The sequence below is a fragment of the Pseudomonas sp. 05N434 genome (assembly GCF_056396965.1).
Genome location: NZ_JBFTMK010000284.1, coordinates 1 through 6438 on the forward strand (window position 1 = coordinate 1; position 6438 = coordinate 6438).

At 61.0% G+C, this 6438-nt stretch carries 4 protein-coding genes and 1 pseudogene; all 5 read left to right on the forward strand.

From position 1 onward, the window contains the following. Positions 1–175, forward strand: a pseudogene (locus AC1DLB_RS17990) (YqaA family protein); the annotation flags it as partial. 235 nt (positions 176–410) lie between these two features. Beyond that, positions 411–1454 carry an alpha/beta fold hydrolase gene (locus AC1DLB_RS17995; protein WP_477743015.1) on the forward strand — a complete coding sequence of 348 codons (1044 nt, stop codon included), beginning with the start codon at positions 411–413 and terminating at the stop codon, positions 1452–1454. A 13-nt stretch (positions 1455–1467) separates the two neighbouring features. Beyond that, positions 1468–2421 carry a D-2-hydroxyacid dehydrogenase family protein gene (locus tag AC1DLB_RS18000; protein WP_477743014.1) on the forward strand — a complete coding sequence of 318 codons (954 nt, stop codon included), beginning with the start codon at positions 1468–1470 and terminating at the stop codon, positions 2419–2421. A 570-nt stretch (positions 2422–2991) separates the two neighbouring features. Then, positions 2992–4578, forward strand: a complete 1587-nt coding sequence (gene glgA / locus AC1DLB_RS18005) for a glycogen synthase GlgA (RefSeq protein ID WP_018926120.1) — start codon at positions 2992–2994, stop codon at positions 4576–4578. A 13-nt stretch (positions 4579–4591) separates the two neighbouring features. Then, positions 4592–6388, forward strand: coding sequence for a malto-oligosyltrehalose trehalohydrolase (treZ, locus tag AC1DLB_RS18010; protein ID WP_477785383.1), 1797 nt, complete (start codon positions 4592–4594; stop codon positions 6386–6388). The last annotated feature ends 50 nt before the right edge of the window (positions 6389–6438 follow it).

Below are 6438 nucleotides of genomic sequence, written 5' to 3' on the forward strand. Positions count from 1 at the left end.
GCGCTACGGTCATTGGTCCTTGCTGCTGAGTTGGGTACCGATCATCGGCGACCCGCTGACGCTGGTGGCCGGCGTCATGCGCGAACCGCTGGGGCGTTTCCTGATGATCGTGACCCTCGCCAAGGGTGCCCGCTATGGCGTACTGGCAATGGCCACGTTGGGCTCGATGGGTTGAACGAAAGGCCCCGTGTATCGGCGTTCGGCGGCGAAGCCTTCGTGAATCCGGCTGACGCAGTTTGCCTGATGCACTGAAAGCTCTGGTTTGACGACTGCTACGCAGCCGAACGCAGCCTCGCAGGCTCGGCAGCTGCTACAAAAAGAGTGCATCGCGAGGGGAATGGCTTGACTGCGTTTAATGTCACCCTAATCACGCCAATCCAGCATCGGCGGATTTCCTGTGGAGTTTCCCCATGTCGCCCATCCTTTCCCGCTGGTTACCCGGCCTGCTGCTAACGGCGGCACTGCCGGTTCTCGTTTATGCCCAGAACCAGGCCCAGGCCGAAACACCAGAATACGGCCTGGAACTCCAGGGCTTTGACTACCCCTACACGGTCAAGCATTTCGCCTTTCAATCCCAGGGCAAATCCCTGCAAATGGGCTACATGGACGTTGCCGCCCAAGGCAAGGCCAATGGCCGCAGCGTGGTGTTGATGCATGGCAAGAATTTCTGCGCAGCCACCTGGGACAGCTCGATCAAGGCACTGAGCGAGGCCGGTTACCGGGTCATCGCCCCGGACCAGATCGGCTTCTGCACCTCCAGTAAACCGGACCACTATCAGTACAGTTTCCAGCAACTGGCGAGCAACACTCAGCAACTGCTCAAAGCCCTCGGCATACAAAAGGCGACCCTGCTCGGCCACTCCACCGGCGGCATGCTCGCCACCCGCTATGCGCTGCAATACCCCGATCAGGTCGAACAACTGGCGCTGGTCAACCCCATCGGCCTGGAAGACTGGAAAGCCCTCGGCGTGCCATATCGCACGGTCGATCAATGGTATGAGCGCGAGCTGAAAGTGACCGCGCAAGGTATTCATGACTACCAACGCACCACCTATTACGACGGCCGCTGGAAGCCCGAGTTTGACCGCTGGGTGAACATGTACGCAGGCCTGGCCAAAGGACCGGGCAAAACAGCGGTGGCGTGGAACTCGGCGCTGATTTACGACATGATCTTCAACCAGCCGGTGTACTACGAGTTCAAGGACCTGAAAGTGCCGACCCTGCTGTTGATCGGCACCTCCGACACCACGGCCATCAACAAAGACATCGCACCGCCCGAGGTCAAGGCGAAAATCGGTCATTACGATGTACTCGGCAAGCAAGTGGCGAAGCTGGTCCCCCAGTCGACACTGATTGAATTCCCGGGTCTGGGCCACGCGCCGCAGATGGAGGAGCCGGCGAAGTTTCATCAGGCGTTGCTCGGCTGGCTGAACAAAACCAATCCCGTTCGTTGATGAGGTAAGGCTGATGGCGGTGCAGATTGCGGTGATCGATGACTGGCAGGACGTGGCGCGCGACGTGGTGGACTGGTCAGTGCTGGACAGCATCGGCCAGGTGAGTTTTTTCCATGACTACCCGGCCGATAACGAAACCCTGGCCGAGCGCCTGGGCGCATTCGAGGTGATCTGTGTGATGCGCGAGCGCACCCGGTTCGACGAAGACCTGCTGCGCCGCTTGCCCACCCTCAAACTGTTGGTCACCGGCGGCATGCGCAACGCCGCCCTGGACCTTAAGGCCGCCGCCGCGCTGGGCATCCAGGTCTGCGGCACCGACAGCTACAAACATGCCGCGCCAGAACTGACCTGGGCACTGATCATGGCCGCGACCCGCAACCTGGTGGCCGAAGCCAACGCCTTGCGCGCGGGCTTTTGGCAGCAAGGCCTGGGTGGCGACTTGCAGGGCAAGACGCTGGCGATCCTCGGCCTGGGCAGTATCGGTCAACGGGTTGCCCAATTCGGCCAGGTGTTCGGCATGCGCGTCATTGCGTGGAGCGAAAACCTCAACAGTGAACGAGCGGCCGAAGTCGGCGTGACCTATGTCAGCAAGCAGGAACTGTTCGAGCAGGCCGATGTGCTGTCGGTCCATCTGGTGCTCAGCGAGCGCAGCCGAGGGCTGGTGGACGCTCAGGCGCTGGACTGGATGAAGCCCACGGCATGGCTGGTCAATACCGCGCGCGGGCCGATTGTCGATGAAGCGGCACTGATCAAGGCCCTGCAGAAAAAACGCCTGGCGGGCGCAGCTCTGGACGTGTTCGAGCACGAGCCGTTGCCCCGCCATCATCCCTTCAGAACGCTGGACAATGTGTTGGCCACGCCCCATGTCGGGTACGTCAGCCGACAGAACTATCAGCTGTTCTTTTCGCAGATGATCGAGGACATTCAGGCTTGGGCGGCCGGGGCGCCGATTCGGTTGCTGGGCTGAGACGGCGTTATCGTTCTTCGCGGGCAAGCCGCGCGCCCACATGTGAAATGCATTCCCCTGTGAGAGCGAGGCCTGCCCGCGAAGAGTCCCTCAAATCCACCACACCCTCCTAAATCCTGCGCACCGCAATGGTGCAACCCCTATTCCATCGTGCCCAACTATCGTGACTTCCCGGTCCCGTCTTGACCCACCCAAAAAAACAAACCTGCCCTTCGTCGGTGCGTTTCCCCATAAAGCCCGTGTGTTTTGTACCCTCCCCCAACCGATTGTCGAACAATTTGTCCGGTTGACCACCCCGCTCTAGGTTCTGGCCTAGACTGTTTTCGGGGAATAAAACCGACTGGTCATTCGGTGAAATAAATAGAAACTTTTCGTATTGGCTTCAGGTCAGCTGAAAGGTAGGGCACAGCGACTGGTGCATTCCTTGCAACAGCCACTTCACCCATTGAGCTTCAGCGCATGGGCAGCACTTGCTCACCGATGCGTAGCGCGTTTGCGCCCGGCCACAGGAATTGGCCAACACCGTTTGTGCCAGGTTTGGAATCAGATCAACAACACGGGGAGATGCATATGATCAATACGGCGTTAGATGTTCAGGGAGAACGTGCTCATCAACAGGTCGGCGAAGCCAGCACCGTGGGAGCCCTTACCGCCAAATCGGTCAGCGTCCCGGTCACCAAGGCGTTGGCACCGGTAGTCCGTCAGAATCCCAACAAGAAAAAAGTGTTGTTCGTCACCTCGGAGATTGCCGATCTGGTGAAGACCGGTGGCCTGGGAGACGTTTCCGCCGCGCTGCCGCGAGCCATGGCTCACCTGCACGATGTCCGGGTGTTGATCCCCGGTTACCCGCAAGTGCTGAACAGCGAAAATCCAATTCATATCATCGGTGAACTGGGCGGGCACGCCGCGTTGCCGCCCTGCAAGATCGGGCGCATGGACATGCCCGACGGCCTGGTCATTTACGTGTTGATCTGCCCTGAACTGTACGAGCGCGAAGGYTCGCCCTACGGCGCCAACAATGGCCGCGACTGGCCGGACAACCATATTCGTTTCGCCCGCCTGGGGCTTGCGGCCGCCGATATCGCCGCCAACCTCGCACAAATTCACTGGTGCCCGGATCTGGTGCATGCACACGATTGGCCCGCGGGCCTGGCCCCTGCCTATATGCACTGGCGTGGCCAACGCACCCCGACCCTGTTCACCATCCATAACCTGGCGTACCAAGGCGTCACCAGCCTCGGCTCATGCCCGGAACTCGGTATTCCCGTGCATGCCTTGCAGCAGGAAGGCATGGAGTTTTACGGCAAGATGTCGTTCCTCAAGGCTGGCATGGCCTACTCGAGCCACATCACCACCGTCAGCGCCACATATGCCCAGGAAATCACCACGCCGGCCTTCGGCTGCGGCCTCGACGGTTTTCTCGCCGCCAAGACCCAGCAAGGTCTGCTCAGCGGGATTCCCAATGGCATCGATGAAAGCTGGGACGCAGCCACCGATCCGCACCTGTTCCACCCGTTCGGCATCGGCGACTGGGACGGCAAAGCGGTCAACGCGGCGCACGTTCGCCGGTTATTCGGCCTGGATGATTCCGAAGGCCCGCTGTTCGCCGTGGTCTCGCGGCTTGTCTACCAGAAAGGCCTGGACCTGACCGAAGCGGTGGCCGAATACATTGTCGCCAATGGCGGCCAGATTGCGATTATCGGCCGCGGCGAACCGGAAGAAGAACAAGCCATGCGTGAGCTGGCGTTGCGCTTCCCCGGGCAAATCGGCGTGCACATCGGCTTCAATGAAACCGACGCCCGCCGGATGTTTGCCGGCAGTGATTTCCTGCTGATGCCTTCGCGTTACGAACCTTGCGGCCTGAGCCAGATGTACGCCCAGCGCTTCGGTTCATTGCCGGTGGCGCGCAATACCGGCGGCCTGGCCGACACCATTGAAAACGGCGTGACCGGTTTTCTTTTCGACGAATCCACCGTGGAGAGCTATCGCGAAGCCCTGAGCCGCGCGTTCAAGGTGTTCGCCTTCCCCGGCCTGCTCAACGCCATGCGTTGCCGGGCCATGGCGGCGCCTTTCAACTGGTGCAAGGCGGTCGAACCCTACGCCGAACTCTACGAACAACTGGTGGCTAAAGCGCTGGGTAAATCGGGCAAACAGTAAGAGGTTTTCAACGATGCCGTTACGGACTCTTGAAACCTGGCCCCACGGCGCAATCATGCTGGACGCTGAACACACGCGTTTTGCCTTGTGGGCGCCAGATGCGTTTTACGTCAGTCTTGAACTGGAAAACGGACAATCCCTGCCGCTGCTGCCTCAGGCCGACGGCTGGTTTGTGATCAAGACCCGCTGTCCCGCGGGTACCCGCTACCGCTACAACATCGATGGCGAACTGGAGGTGCCGGACCCGGCCTCCCGCGCCCAGGCGGGCGATATCGACAGCCCCAGCGTGGTGGTCGATCCCCTCGCCTATCGCTGGCAGCACAGTGCCTGGCAAGGTCGGCCATGGAACGAGGCGGTGATCTACGAACTGCATGTCGGTGCGCTCGGCGGTTTCAGCGAGGTCGAGCAGCATCTGGCGCGCTTGGTCGAGTTGGGGATTACCGCCATCGAACTGATGCCGTTGGCRCAGTTTCCCGGCGAGCGCAATTGGGGCTATGACGGGGTTCTGCCTTACGCACCGCAGGCCTCCTACGGTTCGCCCGAACAACTCAAACACCTGATCGATACGGCCCACGGCTATGGCCTGGCGGTGATTCTCGACGTGGTCTACAACCACTTCGGCCCGGACGGCAATTACCTGCATCGCTACGCCAAAGGTTTTTTCCGCGAAGACCAACACACGCCGTGGGGCGCAGCCATCGACTTCCGCCGGCGCGAGGTGCGTGACTTCTTTATCGACAATGCGCTGATGTGGTTGCTGGAGTACCGTTTCGACGGCCTGCGCCTGGATGCAGTGCATGCCATCGAAGACCCGGACTTCCTTCAAGAGCTGGCGCAACGGGTTCGCCAACATATCAATCCGGCGCGGCATGTGTGGCTGATGGCGGAAAACGAGCACAACCAGGCCAGCCTGCTGGAGCAAGGTTTTGACGCGCAGTGGAACGACGACGCTCATAACGCCCTGCACGTGTTGCTTACCGGTGAAACCGATGCCTATTACGCCGACTATGCCCAAAACCCCACCGAACAACTCGCCCGTTGCCTGAGCCAGGGCTTCGTGTTTCAAGGCCATATCACCCGCCACGGTACGCCGCGCGGTGAGCCGAGCGGTCACTTGCCGCCGACGGCCTTCGTGCTTTTTTTGCAGAACCACGACCAGATCGGCAACCGCGCCTTTGGTGAGCGCTTGCATCAACTGGCCCGGCCTGAGGCCCTCTGTGCCGCCACCGTGTTACTGCTGTTGTCGCCGATGATTCCGCTGATGTTCATGGGCGATGAGTTCACCGCCGAACAACCGTTCCTGTTTTTCACCAGCCACCATGGTGAGCTGGCGGAGTTGGTGCGCGAAGGTCGACGCAACGAATTCGCGGCCTTCAGCGCCTTTGCCGACCCGCACAAACGCGAGCAGATTCCCGACCCGAACGCGATGCAGACTTTCGAAGCGTCGCGGCCGAAGCTGACCGCCACCCGGCAACCGGCCATTCATGAGCTGTATCGTCGACTGCTGCAAATCCGCCATCAACACATCATCCCGCAGTTGCCCGGCGCCCACGCGCTGGGGGCGCAGGTACTGGCCGAGGGCGCGGTGTCGGCACGCTGGCGGCTGGGCGATGGCAGTCAGTTGCGCATTGACCTGAACCTCAGCGACGCAGCCGTGGTCCACTCCCCACAGGCCGACGCGACACTGCTGTTCGAATACCCGCCGCACTCGGCCGGTCTGTTGGATCAGGRCACCCTTGCCCCGTATTGCGCGCTCGTCAGCCTCACAGCCGCAGCCCCTTTGCTACCCCCGGATGGAGAGCGACCATGAGCGATGCGCAACTGGAAATACTGGCCAGCCGAGCCGGCCTGGCCGTCGAC